The organism is Streptococcus sp. ST14 (assembly GCF_046098195.1).
GTDB lineage: Bacteria > Bacillota > Bacilli > Lactobacillales > Streptococcaceae > Streptococcus.
The window spans coordinates 1-24,956 of record NZ_JBJUSF010000031.1 but is presented as its reverse complement, the minus strand read 5'-3'; the positions used below and the strand labels follow the sequence as shown (position 1 = coordinate 24,956).

The 24,956-nt window shown below is 39.0% G+C and carries 29 protein-coding genes; 23 read left to right on the top strand and 6 right to left on the bottom strand.

Translation table 11 applies throughout. From position 1 onward, the window contains the following. Positions 1-184: 184 nt before the first annotated feature. The 3 genes from ACIY19_RS09540 to ACIY19_RS09530 are packed head-to-tail and all read left to right on the top strand — an operon-like array spanning position 185 to position 2,315. Entirely contained in the window at positions 185-826 is a 642-nt protein-coding gene (locus ACIY19_RS09540) for an amino acid ABC transporter permease (RefSeq protein ID WP_042902332.1), read from the top strand. Between the two features lie 10 nt (positions 827-836). Continuing rightward, positions 837-1,466: an amino acid ABC transporter ATP-binding protein gene (locus ACIY19_RS09535; RefSeq protein WP_409003290.1), complete on the top strand. Its 630-nt coding sequence runs from the start codon at positions 837-839 to the stop codon at positions 1,464-1,466. A 9-nt stretch (positions 1,467-1,475) separates the two neighbouring features. Next, the gene (locus ACIY19_RS09530) at positions 1,476-2,315 is read left to right on the top strand and encodes an amino acid ABC transporter substrate-binding protein (protein ID WP_409003289.1); all 840 of its coding nucleotides are present in this window, start codon (positions 1,476-1,478) and stop codon (positions 2,313-2,315) included. 73 nt (positions 2,316-2,388) lie between these two features. Here the strand turns inward: ACIY19_RS09530 and lysS are convergent, their stop codons facing one another. From lysS to ACIY19_RS09505, 5 genes are all read right to left on the bottom strand, one after another. After that, positions 2,389-3,879, bottom strand: a complete 1,491-nt coding sequence (lysS, locus tag ACIY19_RS09525) for a lysine--tRNA ligase (protein ID WP_409003288.1) — start codon at positions 3,877-3,879, stop codon at positions 2,389-2,391. Between the two features lie 138 nt (positions 3,880-4,017). Then, the gene (locus ACIY19_RS09520) at positions 4,018-4,641 is read right to left on the bottom strand and encodes a histidine phosphatase family protein (RefSeq protein WP_409003287.1); all 624 of its coding nucleotides are present in this window, start codon (positions 4,639-4,641) and stop codon (positions 4,018-4,020) included. Further along, positions 4,641-5,123 carry an aminoacyl-tRNA deacylase gene (locus tag ACIY19_RS09515; protein WP_001085913.1) on the bottom strand — a complete coding sequence of 161 codons (483 nt, stop codon included), beginning with the start codon at positions 5,121-5,123 and terminating at the stop codon, positions 4,641-4,643. Before ACIY19_RS09515 ends, ACIY19_RS09520 begins: the two co-directional genes overlap by 1 nt. Beyond that, positions 5,123-5,965, bottom strand: a complete 843-nt coding sequence (locus ACIY19_RS09510; protein WP_409003291.1) for a DUF368 domain-containing protein — start codon at positions 5,963-5,965, stop codon at positions 5,123-5,125. The genes ACIY19_RS09515 and ACIY19_RS09510 overlap by 1 nt, the downstream gene beginning before the upstream one ends. 106 nt (positions 5,966-6,071) lie before the next feature. Beyond that, a complete protein-coding gene (locus ACIY19_RS09505; protein ID WP_409003286.1) occupies positions 6,072-6,872 on the bottom strand; it encodes a glycoside hydrolase family 25 protein in 801 nt (266 codons plus the stop codon). A 155-nt stretch (positions 6,873-7,027) separates the two neighbouring features. Here ACIY19_RS09505 and glmU point away from each other — a divergent pair, with 155 nt between their 5' ends. The 7 genes from glmU (at position 7,028) to ACIY19_RS09470 (ending at position 13,011) form a co-directional block, all read left to right on the top strand. After that, positions 7,028-8,407 carry a bifunctional UDP-N-acetylglucosamine diphosphorylase/glucosamine-1-phosphate N-acetyltransferase GlmU gene (gene glmU / locus ACIY19_RS09500; RefSeq protein WP_049489998.1) on the top strand — a complete coding sequence of 460 codons (1,380 nt, stop codon included), beginning with the start codon at positions 7,028-7,030 and terminating at the stop codon, positions 8,405-8,407. 9 nt (positions 8,408-8,416) lie between these two features. Continuing rightward, complete coding sequence (locus tag ACIY19_RS09495) at positions 8,417-8,962, top strand: NUDIX hydrolase (RefSeq protein WP_409003285.1); 546 nt, start codon at positions 8,417-8,419, stop codon at positions 8,960-8,962. A gap of 11 nt (positions 8,963-8,973) precedes the next feature. Continuing rightward, positions 8,974-9,285 (top strand): cell wall synthase accessory phosphoprotein MacP, encoded by a 312-nt coding sequence (gene macP, locus ACIY19_RS09490; RefSeq protein ID WP_000517860.1) that lies wholly within the window; start codon positions 8,974-8,976, stop codon positions 9,283-9,285. A 15-nt stretch (positions 9,286-9,300) separates the two neighbouring features. After that, positions 9,301-9,993, top strand: coding sequence for a 5'-methylthioadenosine/adenosylhomocysteine nucleosidase (locus ACIY19_RS09485; protein ID WP_409003284.1), 693 nt, complete (start codon positions 9,301-9,303; stop codon positions 9,991-9,993). Between the two features lie 76 nt (positions 9,994-10,069). After that, on the top strand, positions 10,070-10,564 hold the full coding sequence (gene rocS, locus ACIY19_RS09480; RefSeq protein ID WP_000021252.1) for a chromosome segregation protein RocS: 495 nt from the start codon (positions 10,070-10,072) through the stop codon (positions 10,562-10,564). Between the two features lie 81 nt (positions 10,565-10,645). Continuing rightward, on the top strand, positions 10,646-11,239 hold the full coding sequence (locus ACIY19_RS09475) for a 3'-5' exonuclease (protein WP_409003283.1): 594 nt from the start codon (positions 10,646-10,648) through the stop codon (positions 11,237-11,239). Between the two features lie 8 nt (positions 11,240-11,247). Beyond that, positions 11,248-13,011, top strand: a complete 1,764-nt coding sequence (locus ACIY19_RS09470) for a glycerophosphoryl diester phosphodiesterase membrane domain-containing protein (protein WP_409003282.1) — start codon at positions 11,248-11,250, stop codon at positions 13,009-13,011. 38 nt (positions 13,012-13,049) lie between these two features. Here the strand turns inward: ACIY19_RS09470 and ACIY19_RS09465 are convergent, their stop codons facing one another. Beyond that, positions 13,050-13,349, bottom strand: coding sequence for a YbaB/EbfC family nucleoid-associated protein (locus tag ACIY19_RS09465; RefSeq protein ID WP_000981515.1), 300 nt, complete (start codon positions 13,347-13,349; stop codon positions 13,050-13,052). Positions 13,350-13,787: 438 nt separating this feature from the next. Here ACIY19_RS09465 and ACIY19_RS09460 point away from each other — a divergent pair, with 438 nt between their 5' ends. From ACIY19_RS09460 to lacD, 13 genes are all read left to right on the top strand, one after another. Further along, positions 13,788-14,495, top strand: a complete 708-nt coding sequence (locus ACIY19_RS09460; protein WP_409003281.1) for a 2-C-methyl-D-erythritol 4-phosphate cytidylyltransferase — start codon at positions 13,788-13,790, stop codon at positions 14,493-14,495. A gap of 4 nt (positions 14,496-14,499) precedes the next feature. Further along, on the top strand, positions 14,500-15,522 hold the full coding sequence (locus ACIY19_RS09455; RefSeq protein ID WP_409003280.1) for a ribitol-5-phosphate dehydrogenase: 1,023 nt from the start codon (positions 14,500-14,502) through the stop codon (positions 15,520-15,522). A gap of 16 nt (positions 15,523-15,538) precedes the next feature. Further along, positions 15,539-16,408 (top strand): phosphotransferase, encoded by an 870-nt coding sequence (locus ACIY19_RS09450; protein ID WP_173275915.1) that lies wholly within the window; start codon positions 15,539-15,541, stop codon positions 16,406-16,408. Further along, positions 16,398-17,276, top strand: a complete 879-nt coding sequence (locus ACIY19_RS09445) for a DMT family transporter (protein WP_409003279.1) — start codon at positions 16,398-16,400, stop codon at positions 17,274-17,276. Before ACIY19_RS09450 ends, ACIY19_RS09445 begins: the two co-directional genes overlap by 11 nt. A gap of 11 nt (positions 17,277-17,287) precedes the next feature. Beyond that, positions 17,288-17,977: a sugar phosphate nucleotidyltransferase gene (locus ACIY19_RS09440; protein WP_409003278.1), complete on the top strand. Its 690-nt coding sequence runs from the start codon at positions 17,288-17,290 to the stop codon at positions 17,975-17,977. Between the two features lie 190 nt (positions 17,978-18,167). After that, positions 18,168-18,644, top strand: a complete 477-nt coding sequence (locus ACIY19_RS09435) for a PTS sugar transporter subunit IIA (RefSeq protein WP_033629831.1) — start codon at positions 18,168-18,170, stop codon at positions 18,642-18,644. Between the two features lie 37 nt (positions 18,645-18,681). After that, complete coding sequence (locus ACIY19_RS09430) at positions 18,682-18,987, top strand: PTS sugar transporter subunit IIB (RefSeq protein ID WP_000590551.1); 306 nt, start codon at positions 18,682-18,684, stop codon at positions 18,985-18,987. Positions 18,988-19,042: 55 nt separating this feature from the next. Next, positions 19,043-20,518 carry a PTS galactitol transporter subunit IIC gene (locus ACIY19_RS09425; RefSeq protein WP_049520803.1) on the top strand — a complete coding sequence of 492 codons (1,476 nt, stop codon included), beginning with the start codon at positions 19,043-19,045 and terminating at the stop codon, positions 20,516-20,518. A 107-nt stretch (positions 20,519-20,625) separates the two neighbouring features. After that, positions 20,626-21,522 carry an aldose 1-epimerase family protein gene (locus ACIY19_RS09420; protein WP_000234153.1) on the top strand — a complete coding sequence of 299 codons (897 nt, stop codon included), beginning with the start codon at positions 20,626-20,628 and terminating at the stop codon, positions 21,520-21,522. Between the two features lie 286 nt (positions 21,523-21,808). Next, positions 21,809-22,234, top strand: a complete 426-nt coding sequence (gene lacA, locus ACIY19_RS09415) for a galactose-6-phosphate isomerase subunit LacA (RefSeq protein ID WP_000029276.1) — start codon at positions 21,809-21,811, stop codon at positions 22,232-22,234. Between the two features lie 148 nt (positions 22,235-22,382). Then, positions 22,383-22,898 (top strand): galactose-6-phosphate isomerase subunit LacB, encoded by a 516-nt coding sequence (gene lacB / locus ACIY19_RS09410; RefSeq protein ID WP_001216920.1) that lies wholly within the window; start codon positions 22,383-22,385, stop codon positions 22,896-22,898. Positions 22,899-22,908: 10 nt separating this feature from the next. Next, positions 22,909-23,838 carry a tagatose-6-phosphate kinase gene (locus tag ACIY19_RS09405; protein WP_000604255.1) on the top strand — a complete coding sequence of 310 codons (930 nt, stop codon included), beginning with the start codon at positions 22,909-22,911 and terminating at the stop codon, positions 23,836-23,838. A 1-nt stretch (position 23,839) separates the two neighbouring features. Beyond that, a complete protein-coding gene (lacD, locus tag ACIY19_RS09400; RefSeq protein WP_409003277.1) occupies positions 23,840-24,820 on the top strand; it encodes a tagatose-bisphosphate aldolase in 981 nt (326 codons plus the stop codon). Positions 24,821-24,956: the final 136 nt, after the last annotated feature.

The following is a 24,956-nucleotide window of genomic DNA, read 5'->3' as shown; positions in this document are numbered from 1 at the left end:
AAAAGGACTCAGTCCTGTGCAATACAGAACTAAATCCTTCGGATAAATTAATTGTCTAACTTTTTGGGGTCAGTACAATTTAACAGATACGTTTTTTTGAAACAAATAGAATTTTTTTACAAAAACCCTTGCTAAATTGTTTATTTATGCTATAATAGGAACAATAATTTTTAGGAGGTGCAGTATGTCTTATATGTTTGAGATATTACCAAGTTTATTGAACGGTGCAAGTATGACACTTCAAGTCTTTGCTCTGGTCTTGATCTTTTCAATTCCTTTAGGTATTGTCGTTGCCTTTGCTTTACAAGTCCGCTGGAAACCCCTCCATTATCTGATTGACCTTTATATTTGGGTGATGCGAGGGACTCCCTTGCTCTTGCAATTAATCTTTATTTACTATGTTCTTCCTAGCATTGGGATACGTTTAGATCGTTTGCCTGCTGCTGTGATCGCTTTTGTATTGAACTATGCAGCCTACTTTGCTGAAATTTTTCGTGGTGGGATTGAAACCATTCCAAAAGGGCAGTACGAGGCTGCTAAGGTCTTGAAGTTTAGTCCTTTTGACACAGTGCACTATATTATTTTGCCTCAGGTTACAAAGATTGTCTTACCGAGCGTCTTTAATGAAATCATGAGTTTGGTTAAGGATACTTCATTGGTTTATGCCCTTGGGATTTCAGATTTGATTTTGGCAAGTCGGACAGCAGCCAATCGAGATGCTAGTCTTGTTCCTATGTTCTTAGCCGGGGCGATTTATTTAATCATGATTGGTCTTGTAACCATTGTAGCGAAAAGACTTGAGAAGAAGTACAGTTATTACAGATAGGAGGATTGCTATGTTAGAATTACGAAACATCAACAAGGCCTTTGCTGGCAAACAAATCTTAACCAACTTTAGCCTATCTATTCCCGAAAAGCAAATCCTTACAATCGTAGGTCCATCAGGAGGCGGAAAGACCACCTTGTTACGTATGCTCGCTGGATTGGAAACAATCGATTCTGGGGAAATCTACTATAACGGCGAATCGCTAGCTATAGATGAACTAGAAAAGCGCAATCTTCTGGGATTTGTTTTCCAAGATTTTCAACTCTTTCCGCATTTGTCAGTTCTCGAAAACTTAACCTTGTCGCCCATAAAAACGTTGAGCATGAATAAGGAAGCTGCTGAGAAGAAGGCGCGTGGTTTGTTAGAACAACTTGGGTTAGCAGGGCATGCAGATGCCTTTCCATTCTCACTCTCAGGTGGGCAAAAACAGCGTGTCGCTTTAGCGCGTGCCATGATGATTGATCCCGAAATTATCGGATATGATGAGCCTACATCAGCTTTAGACCCAGAGCTACGATTAGAAGTGGAAAAACTTATCCTTCAAAATAAAGAGCGTGGCATGACCCAGATTGTTGTTACCCACGATCTTCAGTTTGCCGAAAATATTGCTGATCAGATCCTTAAGGTTGAGCCGAAGTAGGAGGTGCCTATGAAGAAAAAGAAAATTGCCTTTGTAATTACCTTGTTCTTTAGCTTCTTCCTGACGGCTTGTACTCAGAAGTCAAGTGATCCAAATCAGGATAATTGGGCCAAATATCAAAAGCAGGGAAGCATTACTATTGGCTTTGACAATACCTTTGTTCCCATGGGATTTGAGGAAAAGAATGGCCAGTATGCAGGTTTTGATATTGACCTAGCCCAAGCTGTTTCTGAGAAGCTAGGAATTCAGATTAAATTTCAACCCATCGACTGGGATATGAAAGAAACCGAACTACAAAATGGTACCATTGATGCCATCTGGAATGGCTATACAGCTACCGATGAACGGAAAGAGAAGGTTGCTTTTACCATACCTTATATGGAAAATCAGCAAGTTTTAGTTTCTAAGAAATCTCAGAACATCCAGTCAGTCAAAGATATGAGTAACAAGGTTTTGGGAGCTCAGGCAGGTTCTTCTGGTTATTTAGACTTTGAAGCGCAGCCAGACTTGTTAAAAAGTCAAGTAAAAGACCAGAAGGCAAATCAATACCAAAGTTTCAATGAAGCCTTAATTGATTTGAAAAATGATCGGATTGATGCCTTGTTGATTGATCGTGTTTATGCAAATTACTACCTTCAGTCTGAAGGAATATTAAATGACTACAATGTCTTTTCAGCTGGATTTGAAAGTGAGTCTTTTGCAGTTGGTGTTAGACCTGCTGATAGAACGTTGCTAGTTGCCTTGAACAAAGCCTTTGTTGCACTATATAAAGAAGGAAATTTCCAGGAAATTAGTAAAAAATGGTTTGGAGAAGATGTAGCCACCAGTCAAGTTAAAAATCAAGAATAAGAAAAGAGATTGAGTTTACCTCAGTCTCTTTTTGTATCGAAAAATCCTCTGGCAAGTACCAGAGGATAAGAGTCTATTTCATTGTTGGGAAAAGTAATACGTCACGGATAGTAGTTGTATCAGTGAGGAGCATGCAGAGACGGTCGATACCGATACCCAAACCACCTGTTGGTGGCATTCCGTATTCAAGGGCCTCGATGTAGTCGTAGTCGATACCCGTTGCTTCATCGTCTCCAAGTTCTTTAGCTTTTGCTTGTGCTTCAAAACGGCTAAGTTGGTCAATTGGGTCGTTCAACTCAGTAAAGGCATTACCGTATTCCTTGGTCATAATGAAGAGCTCGAAACGGTCAGTAAATCGTTCGTCTTCAGGATTTTTCTTCGCAAGTGGAGAGACAGCTACTGGATGTCCATAGACAAAGGTTGGTTGAATCAAGGTTTCTTCAACAAATTCTTCAAAGAAAGCGTTGATGATGTGGCCAACTTCAGTGCAGTGTTTCTCAACTGGAACTTTCTTCTCAGTAGCGATAGCTTTAGCTTCCTCGAAAGTCATGTCTTGCCAGAAGTCTACACCAGTAATTTCCTTGATAGCATCCACCATGTGAACACGTTTAAATGGTTCATTGATTTTGATTTCAGTTCCTTGGTAGTTAACAGGACCATCACCTTTAACTGATTTAGCAGCGTGTTGGATAATACCTTCAGTTAAGTCCATGATATCTTGGAAGTCTGCATAAGCTTGGTAAACTTCGATAGAAGTGAATTCAGGGTTATGAGTAGCATCCATTCCTTCGTTACGGAAGATACGGCCAATTTCATAAACACGTTCCATACCACCAACGATAAGGCGTTTCAAGTGAAGCTCAGTCGCGATACGAAGCACCATATCAATGTTTTGGGCATTGTGGTGGGTGATAAATGGACGAGCAGCAGCACCACCAGCTTCATTGTGAAGAACAGGTGTTTCCACTTCAAGGAAACCTTTTTGGTCTAGATAACGACGGATTTCAGAGATGATTTTTGAACGAGTAACAAAACGCTCGAAGCTTTCGCGGTTAGAAATCAAGTCCAAGTAACGTTTACGGTAAATTGTTTCAACGTCAGTCAAACCGTGGAATTTCTCAGGAAGCGGGCGAAGTGCTTTAGACAAGTGTGTGATGTGAGTTGCCTTGATAGAAAGTTCTCCCATATCTGTACGCATGACTTCACCTTCGACACCAAGGAAGTCACCTAGGTCAGCTTTTTTGAAGATTTCGTAGTTTTCTTCACCAACTTCATCTTTACGAACGTAGATTTGGATTTGACCTTCTCGGTCTTGAAGATGGGCAAAGCCAACTTTTCCTTTTCCACGTTTAGTTACTAAGCGTCCAGCGATAGTAGCAGTTTCGTTTAATTCATGTAATTGTTCTTTATCAAGTTCTGCAAATTTGTCTTTTAGTTCTTGAGAGTTAGCAGTACGTTCAAAACGTTTTCCGAAGGGATCGATTCCTTGTTCACGGAGCGCAGCCATTTTTTCACGGCGAACGATCTGCTGGTCATTTAGTTCTTCCATATGTTCTGTAGACATGGGTTCCTCCTAATTTTACTCAAAATTTGATACGATAAGTCATTTTTTGCGATACTCCCATTTTATCATAAATAGCAGAGAAATTCACGGATATTCTTTGAAAACTAAAAAGAACTTGACTATTAAGATCAAGTTCCATTATTTTTCTTGATAGGAAGTGTCATTCCATCTTTCCAGAGTGAAGGTTTCAAAATCATCGGTCTCTAAAACTGTCAGACTAGCATTGGCCAAGCCTCCTTCTTTGCGGAGGTGAGCCTCTTTATAGCCTAATAGAGTACGAAGGCTAGCAGTGAGATTTGCCCCATGACCAACGATCAGAATGTTTTCAGCCGGACTTCCTTTCAGAGATTTGATAAACTGAATGGTTCGGTGAGTCGTAGAGTAGAGAGATTCGGCTTCAAACATCCTCGTATCAAACCGAGCTAGATTAGAGCGAAAGGCCTTTATTTGTTGTGGGTAGATGGCATTAAGCGTAGCGATTTTTAATCCCTCTAGTTTGCCAAGTTGCCATTCACGTAGGTCAGGAATGCTCTTTAAAGGACAAGGGGCCTGGAGTTGACTTTGGATTATTTCAGCAGACTTAACTGCTCTGGGTAAGTCACTAGAATAAATCGTATCAAAAGGAATTTCCTTGAGATACTGCCCCAGTTGTTTTAAAACGTCAGTGGACTCTGGAAGAAGGGGAGAGTCACCGCTAGCACCTTGAAAACGTCCTTCAAGATTCCAGACAGTCCGACCATGACGGACAAAATAGAGTTTCATCAGTTGTTTTCCTCCAAGATATCAGCGAAGTCCGCTTTTACAAAGCTGGCTAAGTCTTGAGGTCGGATGATAATACTGTGCCCGACTTCTCCAGCAGAGACAATCATTTGGTCCAAATCCAAAGCAGTCTGATCAATAAAAATAGGATAATTGTGTTTTTGGCGAATGCCGATGGGGTTATTAGCCCCATGAATATAGCCTGTCGTTTTTTCCAGATCTTTTTGAGGAATCATGCTCACTTTTTTATTACCAGAAACCTTTGCTAGTTTTTTCTCAGCCAGGTGTTCTGTTATGGGAACGATTCCGATGATTGGCCCCGTTTTGTCTCCTAATAGTGCCAAGGTTTTAAAGATGTGAGTTCGATCATATTCCGAAGGAAGTTCTCCCTCAAGCGCATTGATTTGAATCCCTGTGTGCTCAATTCCTGCTTTGGTTAAGATTTGCTCGACAAGAGTTTTTTTTATCTTTACTTTTTTTGCCATTATTTATACTTATCCTCCAATTGGCTCATCCAGATACCAAGCCAAATGCCAAGTGCAAAGAAGAAGGCGATGAGAACATAGCTCACAATAGAAAGTCCAGTGTATTGGATACTTTCGGCATTTCCAGCATTTGGAATCAAAATCAAGAGAGTGCTTGACAGCACAATCCCAATGATGAAGTGATACACACGCGAGTGGTAGTTGTTCAAGGCGTGGTCCATTAATTTTGAAAAAATGATGAGGGTTGCACCTGCACCAATTCCGATAGGAAGGAAGGTACCAAATAAATCAAAGGTTTTAAAACCAGTTAGCATTGGAGCGTACAGCCCTAAAATCAAGAGTAGGTTTGACGGACTTAAACCAGGCACCAAGACACCAAGCGCTAAAAGAGTACCCGCTAAGATGAAACTAGCGAAACTAGCACTGAGAGATCCAACAACAAAATTTAGCGCGTAGAGCCCTAGACCTGAAAGGATAAAGGTAGTCCAGAACCAGACTAGGTCAATCTTGTCACGATCAGATTCTCGAGTAGATTCTTTAAGGAGGCTAGGAACTGTACCGATGATAGCTCCAGCAAAACTCCATAAAACATAGACTTGGTAATTTTCTAGCAGATACTCGATTGGATAAGAAAACAAACCAATGCCTAGCAACATCCCGATTGCTACTGGGATAAAGTATAGGACATTATTTTTAAAATCCTTAAAGGGATGAGCCAGAAAGCTAATCATTCGCTCGTAAATTCCCAAAATAGCTGCTAAAACACCACCAGAAATTCCAGGTAGGATAAATCCTAAGGCGATGACTATTCCCTTAATAACTCTTGCAATCCATGAAAACATCATAAAATCCTCAATTTCATAAAATTCTTTCTCTATTCTATCAATTATAACACAGACGAGAAGAAAATGAAAAAACAAGTGAAAAAGAGAGAAATTTTCACTTGTTTTATGGTCTTAAAAATAGTTTTCTGAAGGTTTCTTCTTTTTCCTTCAAGGTAGAAATGAGATTAATATCTAAATGATGCTCAAATCCAGCAATTCTTCCTTTTGAAGTATATTGATGGAGGTCATAGTCTAAATCAGTATTAGGCGTGGTTTCGAAGTAGCCTGAATTGGTTCCATAAGATGGAATCCAGACAGCAGAGAACTTATCTGTATTGATACTATGCTCTTGCATGAAATAAACACCGATGTAAATTCCGATATTTTTGGCGCCAAGGGCTTCTAGTTTAGCCCTAAAAGCTTCAACACCTTCGTTCATATCGGACATTGTTTTTTCTTCAACATCGAGCCAATAGTAACTAGGGTTGTATGGAGAAGCAGCATTGTAGAAAACCTCAGCAGCTTTTTCCATTTCTTCCTTACTAGTACCTGCTAGATAGGCATAAACAGCAACTGGAACATTCCGCTTTTGAAATTCTGAAATATGATTTATATAGGCTTTATCGACACCATTGACATAGGCGGCATTATTTGTTTCAGTATGCTGACCCCCATTGTGGACGCGAACAATAACACCAGAAATATTTTGAGATAAGGTATCGTAGTTGATCTCCTCAGGTCTTTGCCAACCAGAGACATCAATGATAGGTTTGTCAAGATTATGCAAGGCCTGATTTTCAACCTGGACTGCATTGGGTTTTGACTTGATAGGATGGTCTTCATAAGTTGGTCTATTGAGGATCAAAATAGCTATAAATATAGTAAATAAAGTAAAAATAATAGCTGGATGAATCTTTTTTCTCATATTTAAATAGTTTAACGTAAATAGATAAAAAAATCAAAGAAAACATCGGAAAAAGTGAATATATGGGCGTCTTTTCCCTATTTCTCTGTTTGTTTACTCCTAAGAAACTAAATTATGGTATAATATAAGGGAATTTCTAGAGAAAAGAGAAGATTGTGTCAAATTATGCCATTATTTTAGCAGCGGGTAAAGGTACTCGCATGAAATCAGATCTTCCAAAGGTACTTCATAAAGTAGCTGGAATTTCGATGTTGGAACATGTTTTTCGTAGCGTTGGTGCTATTCAACCTGAAAAAACAGTTACTGTAGTTGGTCACAAGGCTGAGCTAGTTGAGCAAGTATTAGCCGGTCAGACAGACTTTGTTAACCAATCAGAACAACTAGGAACTGGGCATGCTGTCATGATGGCAGAGCCTATTCTCCAAAATCGTACAGGCCACACCTTGGTTATCGCTGGAGATACTCCTCTGATTACAGGTGAAAGCTTGAAAAACCTCTTGGATTTCCATATCAATCACAAAAATGTTGCGACGATTTTAACAGCTGAAGCAGCTGATCCTTTTGGATATGGTCGTATCGTCCGCAATGATAATGCTGAAGTTCTTCGCATTGTGGAGCAGAAAGATGCTACAGACTTTGAAAAGCAAATTAAGGAAATCAATACAGGAACTTATGTATTTGACAATGAACGTCTTTTTGAAGCCCTTAAAAACATCAACACTAACAATGCACAAGGTGAGTATTATATTACTGACGTGATTGGTATTTTCCGTAATGCGGGTGAGAAGGTTGGTGCCTATACTCTCAAGGATTTTGATGAAAGTCTTGGCGTAAATGACCGTGTAGCTCTTGCGACTGCGGAATCAGTGATGCGTCGCCGTATCAATCAAAAGCACATGGTTAATGGTGTTAGCTTTGTTAATCCGGAAGCAACTTACATTGATATTGATGTTGAGATTGCTCCCGAAGTCCAAATCGAAGCCAACGTTACCTTAAAAGGTCAAACGAAGATTGGTGCGGAGACTATTTTAACAAATGGAACTTGTATTGTAGATAGCACCATTGGATCTGGAGCTGTGATTACCAACTCTATGATTGAGGAAAGTAGTGTTGCGGACGGTGTGACAGTTGGTCCTTATGCCCATATCCGTCCAGGTTCAAGTCTGGCTGCTCAAGTTCACATTGGAAATTTTGTTGAAGTAAAAGGCTCTTCAATCGGTGAAAATACCAAGGCGGGTCATTTGACTTATATTGGAAACTGTGAAGTGGGTAGCAACGTTAATTTTGGTGCAGGAACTATTACAGTCAACTACGATGGCAAAAATAAATACAAAACTGTCATTGGCAATAATGTCTTTGTTGGATCAAACTCAACTATTATTGCTCCTGTAGAACTTGGGGATAATTCTCTGGTTGGAGCGGGTTCAACCATTACCAAGAATGTTCCTGCTGATGCCATTGCTATCGGCCGTGGACGACAAGTTAACAAAGACGAGTACGCAACACGCTTACCTCATCATCCAAAGAATCAGTAGGAGTTTGTCATGGAATTTGAAGAAAAAACGATTAGTCGGAAGGAAATCTATCAAGGTCCTATTTTCAAACTAGTACAAGACCAGGTGGAACTACCAGAAGGAAAGGGGACTGCCCAACGTGACTTGATTTTTCACAATGGAGCTGTTTGTGTACTAGCTGTGACAGCCGAGGACAAAATCGTTCTCGTTAAGCAATACCGAAAGGCTATCGAGGCGGTTTCTTATGAGATTCCTGCTGGTAAACTAGAAATTGGTGAAAATGCTGATCCAATGGCAGCGGCACTTCGTGAATTGGAAGAAGAAGTTGCCTATACTGGTAAGTTAGAACTGTTGTACGATTTCTATTCTGCGATTGGATTTTGTAACGAAAAACTAAAACTTTATCTCGCCAGAGATTTGGTTAAGGTGGAAAATCCTCGTCCACAAGATGATGATGAAACCTTGGAAGTCCTAGAAGTAAGTCTAGAGGAAGCCAAGAACCTGATCCAGTCAGGTCATATCTGTGATGCCAAGACCATTATGGCGATCCAGTACTGGGAACTACAAAAGAAATAGAGGAGCAACCCATGGGAAAACCTTTATTAACAGACGAAATGATTGAACGTGCCAACCGTGGTGAGAAAATATCAGGACCACCTCTTAAAGATGATGAGGAAACAAAGATCCTACCAACGTCTTCACAACATTTTGGTTATTCACGTTCTAGAGACCACGGTTTTAGTCAAGATACACTTACAATCGAAGTAGAACCAACGATTCATAAAAGTCGTCGCATTGAGAATACCAAGAGAAATGTTTTTAATTCGAAACTCAATCGCATCTTGTTTGCAGTTATCCTACTTTTGATTTTGTTAATTTTAGCGATGAAACTCTTGTAATTGAAAGGACTTGAAATGAAAATTGGAATCATTGCTGCCATGCCAGAAGAACTCGTATATTTGACTCAGAATTTGGACAAACCTCAAGAAGTCCAAGTCCTCGGAAATACTTACTACACTGGCTCTGTTGGCAAGACAGAAGTTGTCCTAGTTCAGAGTGGGATTGGGAAGGTCATGTCGGCTATGAGTGTAGCTATTCTAGCTGACCATTTTCAGGTAGAAGCTATCATCAATACAGGATCAGCAGGTGCTCTTGCCGAAGGGATTGCTGTTGGTGATGTCGTGATTGCAGATAGACTAGCTTACCATGATGTGGATGTGACTGCTTTTGGTTATGCTTATGGCCAAATGGCTGGTCAACCTCTTTACTTTGAATCAGCCAAAACCTTTATAGCCAAAATCCAAGAGAGTCTATCTCTGTTAGACCAAAACTGGCACCTAGGCTTGATTGCTACAGGAGACAGTTTTATAGCTGGAGATGATAAGATTGCTAGTATCAAATCCCACTTTCCTGATGTTTTAGCAGTTGAAATGGAAGGGGCAGCCATTGCACAAGCAGCTCAGGCTCTTAATTTACCGTTCCTAGTCATTCGTGCCATGAGTGACAATGCCAATCACGAAGCCTCTGTCTCTTTTGATGAGTTTATTATCGAAGCTGGACGTCGTTCTGCCCAAGTATTACTAGCCTTTTTAAAGGCCTTAGATTAAGCGGAAATTTGACAGTTTATCTAGCTTATGATAAGATTTAAATAAAGAAAAGCTAGAAAACGTTTCAGAGGATATTATGAGTATTGAAATGACCGTCAGTGAGATTGCAGAGGTCTTAGGACTATCTCGTCAAGCAATCAACAATCGTGTCAAAGAACTTCCAGAAGAGGACACGAAAAAAAATGACAAAGGTGTAACTGTAGTTACTCGAAGTGGCTTGATCAAGCTAGAAGAAATCTACAAAAAAACGATTTTTGAAGATGAACCAGTCAGTGATGATGTCAAACAACGTGAACTGATGGAAATCTTGGTCGATGAGAAAAACGCTGAAATTCTTCGTTTGTACGAGCAGCTCAAGGCAAAAGACCGCCAGTTATCAGAAAAAGATGAACAGATGCGTATCAAAGACCGACAGATTGCTGAAAAGGACAAACAGTTGGACCAACAGCAACAGTTAACTCTTCAAGCGATGAAGGATCAAGAAACCTTGAAACTCGAGTTGGACCAAGCAAAAGAAGAAGTCCAAGCAACCAAAAAAGGCTTTTTTGCTCGCCTTTTTGGAGGAAAATAAAGAAGCTGTTTGGGTTACTCATTAACCTAATGGCTTCTTTTATTATTTATAGTTTAGTTTGGGTAGTAATTGAGGTAAATAATGGAAAAATTAAGAGATTATATCGCCTTTGATTTGGAATTCAATCAACACGAGGGGGTTACCCATTTAATTCAAGTATCAGCAGTCCGCTTTCAAGATGGACAAGAAAGTGCTGCTTTTGATTCTTATGTTTATACTACAGCACCATTGAAGAGTTTTATCAATGGTTTGACTGGAATCACAGCTGAAACCTTGAAAGATGCGCCAAAAGTAGAACAAGTTTTAAAGGACTTTCAAGCATTTGTTGGCGACTTACCTATTGTTGGTTACAATGCAGCTAAGAGTGATTTGCCTATTCTCATGGAGCATGGCATTGATTATCGTGACCAGTATAAGGTCGACCTATATGATGAGGCTTTTGAACGCCGTAGTTCTGATTTACACGGCATAGCCAATCTTAAATTACAAACTGTAGCGAATTTTTTAGGCTTTCACGGGAAGTCTCATAACAGTTTAGAGGATGCCCGCATGACGGCGCGTGTTTACGAAGCTTTTTTGGAATCAGATGAAGGAAAGCTATTAATAGAAGACCAGAGTAGTTTTTCTATGAATAATCCTTTTGGTGGCTTAGATTTATCCCAATTTATAGACTAGGAGTGCTTATGAAACCTGAAAAACCTAAAAAGCTAGGTTTTAGGAAGATATACTATAACCTAGATAAGATTTTATTTCTATTTTTCTTGATATTTATGATGGTTGAGTTTGTCTGGCTACCATTAAATTCATGGATTGCTGGCATCCTTCTGAGACAAACCGGTTATTTGTTTATCTCCTACAATAACTTTTGGTCGATTATACAAGGCTCGCCATTTATCAGTTTAGCCTTTCTCATCTTAATTGCAATCAATCTCCTGGTTGCCTATTTCCAGATTTGTCTTTTGTTTATAGGAGCTCGTCACCTTCTCTATCATGAAAAGAGAACTTTAATTGAGTACAGTAGAAAAGTATTTCACCAGAGCTTTCTATTCGTTAAGCGACTGAGCTTTTGTAAGATGGCCTTTGTCTTTTTTTACATTGCTTTGCTTTTCCCGTTCATCCGTAAGATTTTAAAAATCTACTACCTCAACAAGATTATTATCCCTGATTTTATTGTGAATTATTGGGAAGGTAAGCATTGGCTGGTAGGTCTGATGATCATAGCATCCGCTTGGATCTTTCTCTACATCTCTGTCCGATTTATGTTTGCCCTTCCTAAGATTCTCTTTGAAAGAAAGACGGTAAGAGAAAGTGTGAAATATAGTCTCCAAAAGACAAAGAAAAATGTCCTTTTCTACTCTTGGCATCTCTTACTCATTATCATAAAAACGTATCTCTTCTTCTTTGGTTTGTTAATTCCCTTGCTTTTTGCGCAAGCAGTGATGGATAATCTAACTCAAAAAGAGTCCTTGATTCTCGGTGTGATTAATTTTGTCTTGATTAAAAATTTCCATTACATGACCCTGACTTATTTCCTAGTGAAGTTTGTTTCCTTCCTTACAGGAGAAGAGCTAGAGATTATGCCAAGGCGAAAGAAAGATCATCTGATGAGATGGGGTGTCATGGGGTGTGCAAGCATCTTCTTTGCCATAGAAGGCTACGTTTATCTGGAATCTCCGGATACCAATACACCTTTAGTGATTTCGCACAGAGGAGTAAGTAATAAAAACGGTGTTCAAAATACTGTGCAGTCTTTAGAAAAAACAGCTCAACTAAAACCTGATCTCATCGAAATGGATGTGCAGGAAACGAAAGACGGTCAGTTCGTGATGATGCACGATGCCAACCTCAAAAATTTAACAGGTATTAATGCTACACCACAAGATTTGACTCTGGATGAATTAACAAATACAGATATTTACGAGAATGGTTATCAAACAAAGATTTCAAGCTTTGATGCCTATTTAGAGCGTGCAAATGCTTTAAACCAAAAATTGCTGATTGAGATTAAAACCAGTAAAAAAGATAGTCCGCAAATGATGGACCATTTCCTCGAAAAGTATGGGGCGACTATCAAGAAATATGGGCATCAGATGCAATCACTAGACTATCATGTGATTGATAAAGTGTTGACTTATGATTCTGAAATTCCAGTTTACTTTATTCTTCCCTATAACAGTATCTTCCCAAGAACCAAGGCAACGGGTTACACTATGGAGTACTCAACTTTGGATGAATACTTTGTCAATAAACTCTGGACAACTGATCAGAGACTCTATGTTTGGACCGTAAATGGTTCGGAGGCATTTGATAAAACAGTTCGTCTCGGCGCAGATGGCATGATTACTGATGATCTTGAAATGGTCCAGTCACAAGTCACAATGGCTCAAGACGATCCGGAATATACGGAATTACTCTTAAAGAAAGCAATGGAATTCTTTGACTTCTAATAAAAAAAGAGAAACATCTGTTTCTCTTTTTTTGTGGATTAGAAAGGCAATTTTCCAGCGAAAGCTCCTAGTTTCTTCTTAGTCGTTTCATCAATTTGTTCAAGTGCAGCGTTAATTGCTTGCGCAGTCATGTCAGAAAGGGTTTCGAGATCTTCTGGATCTACAACTGCTGGGTTGAAGTCAATGCTGACAACTTTTTTGTCTCCAGTTAGGGTTGCTTGGACAAGGTCCTGAGCTGATTTTCCAACAAATTCCATGGCAGCGAGTTCTGCTTGGCTCTGTTCCATTTGTTTTTGAAGTTTTTGTGCTTGGCGCATCATGTTTTGCATGTTCATCATGGCGGTTTACAGTTTCCTTTTTCTATTATTTTCCTTTTTATTTTATCAATTTTAGGTGCAAAAGTCTATTATTTGTTTAATTCATTAGATATATGAACTTTTATAATGAGTCCCTTAAACAACTTTTAAGAAATTTACTATGCACACCTGGTATTCTTTGCGAAACAAATAAATTTCATTTAAGTTTTCTTTAAGGATTCTATTATATTCTAGAGAACTCTATGTTAACCGAACGTTAAGCAGAAAATATAGAGGATAACCTAATTTTATTTCTTAATTTGTTATAGTCTTTCCAGATTTAGTAACACATTGTTCACTTTTTACCTTTAATGGTGTGTTGATTAGACTAAATGACGCTCTGTCTTTTTTTCATGATGGAGGCAGATTGTGGTATAATAGAGAGGATAAGTTTTTTTAGTAAGACAAAGGAGAAAATAGATGATTTATGCAGGAATTCTTGCTGGTGGAACTGGCACACGTATGGGAATCAGTAACTTGCCAAAACAATTTTTAGAGCTAGGTGATCGACCTATCTTGGTTCATACAATTGAAAAATTTGTCTTGGAACCAAGTATTGAAAAAATTGTAGTTGGTGTTCATGGAGACTGGGTTTCCCATGCAGAGGATCTTGTAGATAAATATCTTCCTCTTCATAAGGAACGTATCATCATTACAAAGGGTGGTGCTGACCGCAATACAAGTATTGAGAAAATCATTGAAGCTATCGATGCTTATCGTCCGCTTACTCCAGAGGATATCGTTGTTACCCACGATTCTGTTCGTCCGTTTATTACGCTTCGCATGATTCAGGACAATATTCAACTTGCCCAAAATCATGACGCAGTGGACACAGTGGTAGAAGCGGTTGATACTATCGTTGAAAGTACCAATGGTCGATTTATTACAGATATTCCAAATCGTGCTCACCTTTATCAAGGACAAACACCTCAAACATTCCGTTGCAAGGACTTTATGGACCTTTATGGATCTCTTTCTGATGAAGAGAAGGAAATCTTGACAGATGCATGTAAAATCTTTGTGATCAAAGGAAAAGATGTGGCCTTGGCCAAGGGTGAATACTCAAATCTGAAGATTACAACCGTGACAGATTTGAAGATTGCAAAAAGTATGATTGAGAAAGACTAGTGATATGATTAATCAAATTTATCAACTAACTAAGCCTAAGTTTATCAATGTCAAATATCAGGAAGAGGCTATTGACCAAGAAAATCATATCCTTATCCGTCCCAACTACATGGCGGTCTGTCATGCGGATCAGCGTTATTATCAAGGAAAACGTGATCCCAAGATTTTGAATAAAAAACTTCCAATGGCAATGATTCACGAGTCATGTGGAACCGTTATTTCTGACCCGACGGGAACCTATGAGGTTGGGCAAAAAGTTGTCATGATTCCCAATCAGCCTCCTATGCAGAGTGATGAAGAATTCTATGAGAACTACATGACAGGGACCCATTTCTTGTCTAGTGGCTTTGATGGCTTTATGAGAGAGTTTGTTTCTCTTCCTAAAGACCGTGTGGTGCCTTATGATGCTATTGAAGATACGGTTGCAGCCATTACAGAATTTATCAGTGTTGGTATGCATGCCATGAATCGCTTGCTGACTCTTGCTCATAGCAAGCGGGACCGAATCGCTGTTATCGGAGATGGAAGTTTAGCTTTTGTAGTTGCCAATATTATCAACTATACTTTGCCAGAAGCAGAGATTGTGGTTATTGGTCGTCATTGGGAAAAATTGGAACTTTTCTCTTTTGCCAAAGAATGCTATATTACGGATAATATTCCTGAAGATTTGGCCTTTGACCATGCTTTTGAATGTTGTGGTGGTAATGGTACTGGACCGGCTATAAATGACCTGATTCGCTATATTCGTCCTCAGGGAACGATTCTCATAATGGGCGTTAGCGAGTATAAAGTCAATCTCAATACACGCGATGCCTTAGAAAAAGGCTTGCTCTTGGTTGGTTCCTCTCGTTCTGGTCGCATCGATTTTGAAAATGCCATCCAAATGATGGAAGTCAAGAAATTCGCAAATCGTCTGAAGAATATCCTTTATTTAGAAGAACCTGTAAGAGAAATTAAAGATATTCACCGTGTCTTTGCAACCGATTTAAACACAGCCTTTAAAACCGTGTTTAAGTGGGAAGTATAAGTGCTGGAGGTTAATTGTGGAGAAAATCATTAAAGAGAAAATTTCTTCCCTACTTAGTGCAGAAGAGGAAGTCCTCAGTGTCGAACAATTGGGGGGAATGACCAATCAAAACTATTTGGTCAAAACAACAAATAAGCAATACATTGTTAAATTCTTTGGTAAAGGGACAGAAAAACTGATCAATCGTCAAGATGAAAAGTACAATCTTGAACTACTAAAGGATTTAGACTTAGATGTAAAAAATTATCTTTTTGATATTGAAGCTGGTATCAAAGTAAATGAGTATATCGAATCTGCGATTACGCTTGGTTCAACGTCAATTAAGACCAAATTTGATAAAATTGCTCCAATTTTACAAACCATTCATGCGTCTGGCAAGGAATTGAGAGGAGAATTTGCTCCTTTTGAAGAAATCAAAAAATACGAATCCTTGATTGAGGAAAAAATCCCTTATGCCAACTATGAAGCTGTTCGAGAAGAAGTCTTTTCTTTAGAGAAAAGACTGGCTGACTTAGGTGTTGACAGAAAATCTTGTCATATCGATTTGGTGCCTGAAAACTTTATCGAGTCACCACAAGGACGACTTTATCTGATTGACTGGGAATATTCATCAATGAATGATCCAATGTGGGATTTGGCAGCACTCTTTTTAGAGTCTGAATTCACTCGTCAAGAGGAAGAAGACTTCTTGTCTCACTATGAGAGTGAGCAAACACCTGTCTCTCGTGAAAAGATTGCCATTTATAAAATTTTACAAGATGCTATTTGGAGTCTATGGACTGTCTATAAGGAAGAGCAAGGTGCAGATTTTGGTGACTATGGTGTGAGTCGTTACCAAAGAGCTGTTAAAGGTTTGTCCTATTATGGAGGTTCAGATGAAAAATAAAAATGGAGTTTCTTTTGGTCTACTCTCAGGTATTTTCTGGGGTTTAGGTCTAACGATTAGTGCTTATATCTTTTCGATTTTTACAGATTTGTCGCCCTTTGTGGTGGCCGCTGCTCACGACTTCTTGAGTATCTTTATCTTACTAGCTTTTCTCTTGGTAAAAGAAGGAAAAGTTCGTCTCTCAATTTTCTTAAATATTCGCAATGTGAGTGTTATCATAGGAGCCTTGCTAGCAGGCCCTATCGGTATGCAGGCCAATCTTTATGCGGTTAAGTATATCGGAAGTTCCTTAGCTTCATCTGTATCGGCTATCTATCCTGCGATTTCAGTTTTATTGGCTTTCTTCTTTTTGAAGCACAAGATTTCGAAAAATACTGTGTTTGGGATTGTCTTGATTATTGGAGGGATAATTGCTCAGACCTATAAGGTTGAACAGGTTAATTCTTTCTATATTGGGATTCTCTGTGCTTTGGTCTGTGCTATTGCATGGGGAAGTGAGAGTGTTCTTAGCTCTTTTGCCATGGAAAGTGAATTGAGTGAAATCGAAGCCCTCTTAATTCGTCAAGTAACTTCATTCTTGTCCTATCTTGTGATTGTTCTCTTCTCTCATCAGTCATTTACTGCAGTAGCCAATGGACAATTGCTAGGTCTTATGATTGTCTTTGCAGCCTTTGATATGATTTCCTACTTGGCTTATTATATCGCTATCAATCGCTTGCAACCAGCCAAGGCTACAGGCTTGAACGTGAGTTATGTAGTTTTGACTGTCTTGTTCGCAGTTGTTTTCTTGGGTGCACCACTAGATATGCTGACAATTATTACGTCACTTGTCGTTATTGCTGGAGTTTATATTATTATTAAAGAATAAAGGAGATTCGTGTGAAAGCCATTATCTTAGCAGCGGGATTGGGAACTCGCTTGCGTCCTATGACTGAAAATACCCCTAAAGCCTTGGTTCAGGTTAATCAAAAACCCTTGATTGAATACCAAATTGAGTTTCTCAAAGAAAAAGGGATCAATGACATCATCATCATCGTTGGTTACCTTAAAGAACAATTCGATTACTTAAAAGAAAAATACGGTGTTCGCCTCGTTTTCAATGATAAATACGCTGACTACAATAACTTTTACTCTCTCTATCTTGTAAAAGAAGAATTGGCTAACAGCTATGTTATTGATGCAGATAACTATCTCTTTAAAAATATGTTTCGAAACGATCTTAAACGTTCTACCTATTTTAGCGTTTATCGTGAAGACTGTACGAACGAGTGGTTCTTGGTTTACGGTGATGACTACAAGGTTCAAGACATTATTGTTGACAGCAAAGCTGGTCGCATTCTGAGTGGAGTTTCATTCTGGGATGCACCAACTGCTGAGAAGATTGTTGGCTTTATTGACAAAGCTTATGAAAGTGGTGAATTTGTTGATCTCTACTGGGACAACATGGTTAAGGATAATATCAAAGAATTAGATGTCTATGTCGAAGAATTAGAAGGAAATAGCATCTATGAAATTGATAGTGTAAAAGATTACCATAAATTAGAAGAGATTTTATCTACTATTGAGTAAGGAAATAGAAGAAGGCTTGGACCTTCTTTTTTTGTGTATTTTATAACAAGAATGTTTGATATTGATTGTATTTTTTAAATGAAACAAAAATTACAAAAAAATGAACAAAATAAAACAAAAATTATTGACAACGATTTCATATAGTGTTATACTTATAGCATAAAAGATAATTGAAAGAAGGGAAAATGTTATGGGATTAGATCATTTCTTTGACAAAAACCTGGTGTTTTGCTTAGAAGCGGATAATCAAGATCAACTCTTTGATCAGGTAGCAAGCTTGTTGGAAGAACGAGAAATTGTCACTCCAACTTATCGTGAAGCCTTGATCACGCGTGAAAAGTCATTTCCAACTGGTTTAGATATGGAATTTCTAGGTAAGGACTTGCCAAATGTAGCGATTCCTCATACAGATATTGTTCATAATCTAGCTGAGAAAGTGGTGGTTGTTCGATTAGAAAAACCAGTAACTTTTCACAATATGATAGCTCCTGATAAGGAAGTAGAAGTATCCCTACTCTTCTTTATCATTAACAACTCAAGTTCAAGTCAAACAAATATTCTGGCTCAGTTGATGGACTTTTTCACAGGAAATGGACATCTGGAAGATTTATCAAAAATTTCCGAACCAGAAAAACTTTATGCTTACATTGCTGAAGCAACCGCTTAATCTTGTCTATTAAAATATAAAATCGGAGGAAATCCAAATGATTAAAATTCTTGCTGCCTGCGGTGCAGGTGTTAACTCAAGTCACCAAATTAAAAGTGCTCTAGAAGAAGAACTTTCAAACCGTGGTTATGACGTTCACTGTGATGCCGTCATGGTGAAAGATGTAAACGAAGACCTTATCAAGGGCTATGATATCTTTACACCAATCGCTGCAACTGACCTTGGTTTTGAACCTGGTATTCCAGTAATTGAAGCTGGACCAATCTTGTTCCGTATTCCAGCAATGAGTGCTCCAGTATTTGACAATATTGAAGCAGCTATCAAAGAACACGGACTAAGCTAATTTATTCTTTATCTTGTTAACATTCATATAACTAAAAAAAACGGGAGGAACTATTATGGATGTCATTATCGAACTAGCCAATAAGATTTTCAAGCCAGTCTTGGAAATGGGTGGTCCTATCATCATGCTGATCATCTTGACAGTATTGGCCTTACTATTTGGAGTGAAATTCTCCAAAGCGCTTGAAGGTGGTATTAAACTTGCCATCGCCCTTACTGGTATCGGTGCCATCATCGGTATGCTCAATGGAGCTTTCTCAGCATCACTTGCGAAATTCGTTGAAAACACAGGTATTCAGTTAAACATCACTGACGTTGGTTGGGCACCACTTGCTACGATTACTTGGGGATCTGCCTGGACACTTTACTTCTTGCTTGTGATGTTGATTGTCAACGTTGTGATGCTTGCAATGAAGAAAACGGACACACTTGACGTTGATATCTTTGATATCTGGCACTTGTCAATCACTGGTCTTTTGATCAAATGGTATGCAGACAACAATGGTGTTAGCCAAGGAGTTTCACTTTTCATCGCAACTGCAGCAGTTGTCCTTGTAGGTGTTTTGAAAATCATTAACTCTGACTTGATGAAACCAACATTCGACGACCTTCTTAATGCACCAAGTTCATCACCAATGACTTCAACTCACATGAACTACATGATGAACCCAGTTATCATGGTTTTGGATAAGATTTTTGAAAAATTCTTCCCAGGTCTTGATAAATATGACTTTGACGCTGCAAAATTGAACAAGAAAATCGGTTTCTGGGGCTCTAAATTCTTCATCGGTTTCATTCTTGGTATCGTTATTGGTTTGATGGGGACTCCACACCCAGTTGCAGGTGTAGAAGGAGCTGATAAATGGGAACTTGTTATTAAAGGTTGGTTGAGCCTTGGTTTGACTGCCGGTGTAGCTTTGGAACTCTTCTCACTTATCGGATCTTGGTTCATCGCAGCCGTAGAACCACTTTCACAAGGTATTACAAACGTTGCTACTAAACGTCTTCAAGGACGTAAATTCAACATCGGTCTTGACTGGCCTTTCATCGCTGGTCGTGCTGAAATCTGGGCTTGTGCAAACGTACTTGCTCCAATCATGCTAGTAGAAGCTGTGCTTCTTTCTAATGTCGGTAATGGTATCTTGCCACTTGCAGGTATCATCGCTATGGGTGTAACTCCAGCTCTCTTGGTTGTTACACGTGGTAAATTGCTCCGTATGATTATCTTCGGAACACTCTTGTTGCCTCTCTTCCTTCTTTCTGGTACTCTTATCGCACCATTCGCAACAGAACTTGCTAAAGGTGTAGGTGCCTTCCCAGAAGGTGTGAACCAATCTCAATTGATTACTCACTCAACTCTTGAAGGACCAATTGAAAAACTATTTGGTTGGGCAATCGGTAATGCTACAACAGGTGATATCAAAGCAATCCTTGGTGCAGCAGTCTTCCTTGTATTCTATGTAGGTATCTTTGCTTGGTATAGAAAACAAATGATCAAACGTAACGAAGAATACGCAGCAAATGCTAAATAATTCGCTCCTATAAAATGTAAATTGTGAAAACTAGGTTGTTAATTTCCTACATTGGGAGTGGCAACCTAGTTTTTTATATAAAGATCTAAAAATAGTTGGAGAATATTATGGTAATTGAAATCAAATCAGACCAGTTAACGGTCCAGTTTAAAACCTTAGGTGGCGCCTTGTCGTCGATCAAGGATCGAGAAGGCATTGAGTATCTGTGGCAAGGAGATGCCACTTACTGGAGTGGACAAGCGCCAGTACTTTTCCCAATCTGTGGCTCTTTAAGAGAAGATATAGCCTTCTACAGTCACGAAGATGGAACGGAGACGAAAGGAAACATTCCTCGTCACGGTTTGGTCCGTAAAAAAGAATTTGAATTAGTTGAACAGACAGAAAACAGCGTAACCTTTGCTATCGAAGATGATGAGAATACTTATCAAAACTATCCTTATCATTTCCGTCTTGAAATCACTTATAAGGTTACTGGCAAGACAGTTCGTACTCAATACAAGATTTTCAATAAAGAAACCAGCAAGGTCATGCCATACTTTATTGGTGGACATCCAGGCTTTAATTGTCCTCTGCTAGATGGCGAAACTTATGAAGATTACTATTTAGAGTTTGAGAAAGAAGAGACTTGCTCTGTTCCACGTCCTTTCCCAGAAACAGGCATGTTAGACTTCCAAGATAGAAGTCCATGGTTGGATGGGCAAAAAGAATTAGACATTAGCTATGATTTGTTTAGCACAGATGCAGTGACTTTGGATGAGTTGCAATCCAGAACAATTGCCCTTCGTTCTCGTAAGCATGAGAAGGGATTAAAAGTACACTTCCAAGAGTTCTCAAATCTTGTCATTTGGTCAACTTTGAATAAGGGACCATTCATTGCTTTTGAACCATGGTCTGGCTTGTCAACATCTCTTGAAGAAGGAGATCATTTAGAAGATAAGAAAAACGTTTGTCTCTTGGAACCCGGTCAAGTAGACCAAATTGGCTTTGATATTGAAATATTTTAGATAAAAAACCACAAAAACAAACATTTACTGTTGACTTTTTATAAAAATAGGAGTATATTATGTTTGTAAGCAACAAATGATGTTTGCAACAAACAAATAATCACTTGTTATATTCTCTTTCGAGGAGAAAGTTTGTTTCTAGGAACTTGATTTCCTGGACTTGGATAAGGTGATATTCATCTCATTCAATCAAATTTGTCAATAAACTGCTAGAAAATCTTTTGTAGGTAAACTGCTAACTATAAAAGTCTTTACTAGCCTAGAAAAATAAAAAGGAGTATACAATATGTCTATTGTTATCGGTGCAGATGCTGCAGGTTTGAGATTGAAAGAAGTTGTGAAAGACTTCTTGGAAAAAGAAAACTTCCACGTTGTGGATGTTACAGCTGAAGGTCAAGACTTTGTTGATGTGACTCTTGCTGTTGCTGCAGAAGTAAACAAAGAAGAACAAAATCTTGGTATCGTGATTGATGCTTATGGAGCTGGTCCATTTATGGTTGCAACTAAAATCAAAGGAATGGTTGCTGCAGAAGTTTCAGATGAACGTTCAGCTTATATGACTCGTGGACACAACAACTCACGTATGATCACTATGGGTGCAGAAATCGTTGGTGATGAATTGGCGAAAAACATTGCTAAAGGTTTTGTTAACGGTAAATACGACGGTGGTCGTCACCAAATTCGGGTCGATATGTTGAACAAAATGTGCTAATACTCTTCAAAAATCAAGATAATCTGTTGTCAGCTCACTTTAGCTAACCTCAGTTATGCTTGCAGCTCGCTTCCTAAGCTAATCTTGATTTTTATTGAGTAAGGATAAATGATATTAGATTTATATAATTAATCGGAGGGAATAACTAATGAGAATTGCAATTGGATGTGACCACATCGTAACAGATGAAAAAATGGCGGTTTCAGAATTTTTGAAATCAAAAGGATATGAAGTCATTGACTTTGGTACATATGACCACACACGTACTCACTACCCAATCTTTGGTAAAAAAGTTGGTGAAGCCGTTACAAGTGGTCAAGCTGATCTTGGGGTATGTATCTGTGGTACTGGTGTTGGTATCAACAACGCTGTAAATAAAGTTCCAGGAGTTCGTTCTGCCTTGGTTCGTGATATGACAACAGCTCTTTATGCAAAAGAACAATTGAACGCCAACGTTATTGGTTTTGGTGGTAAAATCACTGGTGAATTGCTTATGTGCGATATCATTGAAGCTTTCATCAAAGCTGAATACAAACCATCAGAAGAAAACAAAAAATTGATTGCGAAAATTGAGCACGTTGAAACTCACAATGCTCATCAAGCAGATGCAAACTTCTTTACAGAATTCCTTGAAAAATGGGATCGCGGTGAATACCACGACTAAGAGGTGACGCATGATTTTAACAGTCACAATGAATCCATCCATTGATATTTCTTATCCTTTGGATGAATTGAAAATTGACACTGTCAACCGTGTGGTGGACGTGACCAAGACAGCTGGTGGTAAAGGGCTCAATGTTACACGAGTTCTTTCAGAATTTGGTGATTCTGTTGCAGCTACTGGTTTGGTCGGTGGTAAACTTGGTGAGTTTTTAGTAGAGCATATCGATGATAAAGTAACGAAACGTTTCTTCTCCATTCAAGGAGAGACTCGTAACTGTATCGCTATTCTACACGGTGAAAACCAAACAGAAATCCTTGAAAAAGGTCCCGAAGTTCTGGAACAAGAAGGGCAAGATTTCTTGGCTCATTTCGAAAATCTTCTTGACGCTGTGGAAGTAGTTGCTATCTCTGGTAGTCTTCCAGCTGGCCTTCCAGTTGACTATTATGCAAGCTTAGTAGAACTTGCTAATCGCGTAGGAAAACCAGTTGTTCTGGATTGCTCAGGTGCTGCCCTTCAGGCGGTTCTTGAATCACCACATAAACCAACAGTAATCAAACCAAATAACGAAGAATTGTCTCAGCTTCTTGGGAAAGAAGTTTCTGAGGATTTGGATGAGTTAAAAGAAGTTCTTCAAGAGCCTCTATTTGCAGGGATTGAGTGGATAATTGTTTCACTTGGTGCAAATGGTGCTTTTGCAAAACATGGGGACACTTTCTACAAGGTAGATATTCCAAGAATTCAGGTAGTGAACCCTGTTGGATCTGGAGATTCTACTGTGGCAGGGATTTCCTCAGGACTTCTTCATAAGGAATCTGATCAAGAACTCCTCATCAAGGCCAATGTCCTTGGTATGCTCAATGCCCAAGAAAAGATGACAGGTCATGTCAATATGGCCAACTATCAAGCTTTATATGATCAATTAATAGTAAAAGAGGTATAAAATGGTTTTAACAGAAAACAAACGTGCTTGCTTGCAAAAACTCTCTGACGAGAACGGCATTATCTCAGCTCTTGCCTTTGACCAACGTGGTGCTTTGAAACGCCTCATGGCTCAATACCAAACAGAAGAGCCAACAGTGGCTCAAATGGAAGAACTCAAAGTTTTGGTTGCAGATGAATTGACAAAATACGCATCCTCTATGCTTCTTGACCCTGAGTATGGACTTCCAGCTACAAAAGCTCTTGCACCAAATGCTGGTCTTCTCCTTGCTTATGAAAAAACAGGATACGACACAACAAGCACTAAACGCTTGCCTGACTGCTTGGATGTTTGGTCTGCAAAACGCATCAAAGAACAAGGCGCTGATGCTGTCAAATTCTTGCTTTACTATGACGTAGACAGCGCTGACGAACTCAACCAAGAAAAACAAGCCTATATCGAACGCATCGGTTCTGAGTGTGTGGCGGAAGACATTCCATTCTTCCTTGAAATCTTGGCTTACGATGAAAAAATCGCTGATGCAGGTTCTGCAGAATACGCAAAAGTGAAACCACACAAGGTTATCGGTGCCATGAAGGTCTTCTCAGACCCACGCTTTAACATTGATGTTTTGAAAGTGGAAGTTCCAGTCAATGTGAAATACGTTGAAGGCTTTGGTGATGGTGAAATCGTGCATACACGCGAAGAAGCGGCAGCTTTCTTCAAAGCGCAAGATGAAGCAACTAACTTGCCATACATCTATTTGAGTGCGGGTGTATCAGCTAAACTATTCCAAGAAACCCTTGTCTTTGCTCACGAATCAGGCGCAAACTTCAACGGCGTTCTTTGTGGCCGTGCAACCTGGGCTGGATCAGTTGAAGCTTACATCAAAGACGGTGAAGCAGCAGCTCGTGAATGGCTACGCACAACTGGATTTGAGAACATTGACGAACTCAACAAAGTTCTTCAAACAACAGCGACTTCATGGACTGAACGTGTATAAGTTTTCCCCCCCTAATATTAGGGACATTGATCTAAATAAAAAATTTAAAAAAAGTTGAAGTAAGTGTCTAGAGTTTTGGGAAAATGAAAAATTAAATATCATATATCTTGAGAGAGCGAGAAAATCGCTCTCTTTT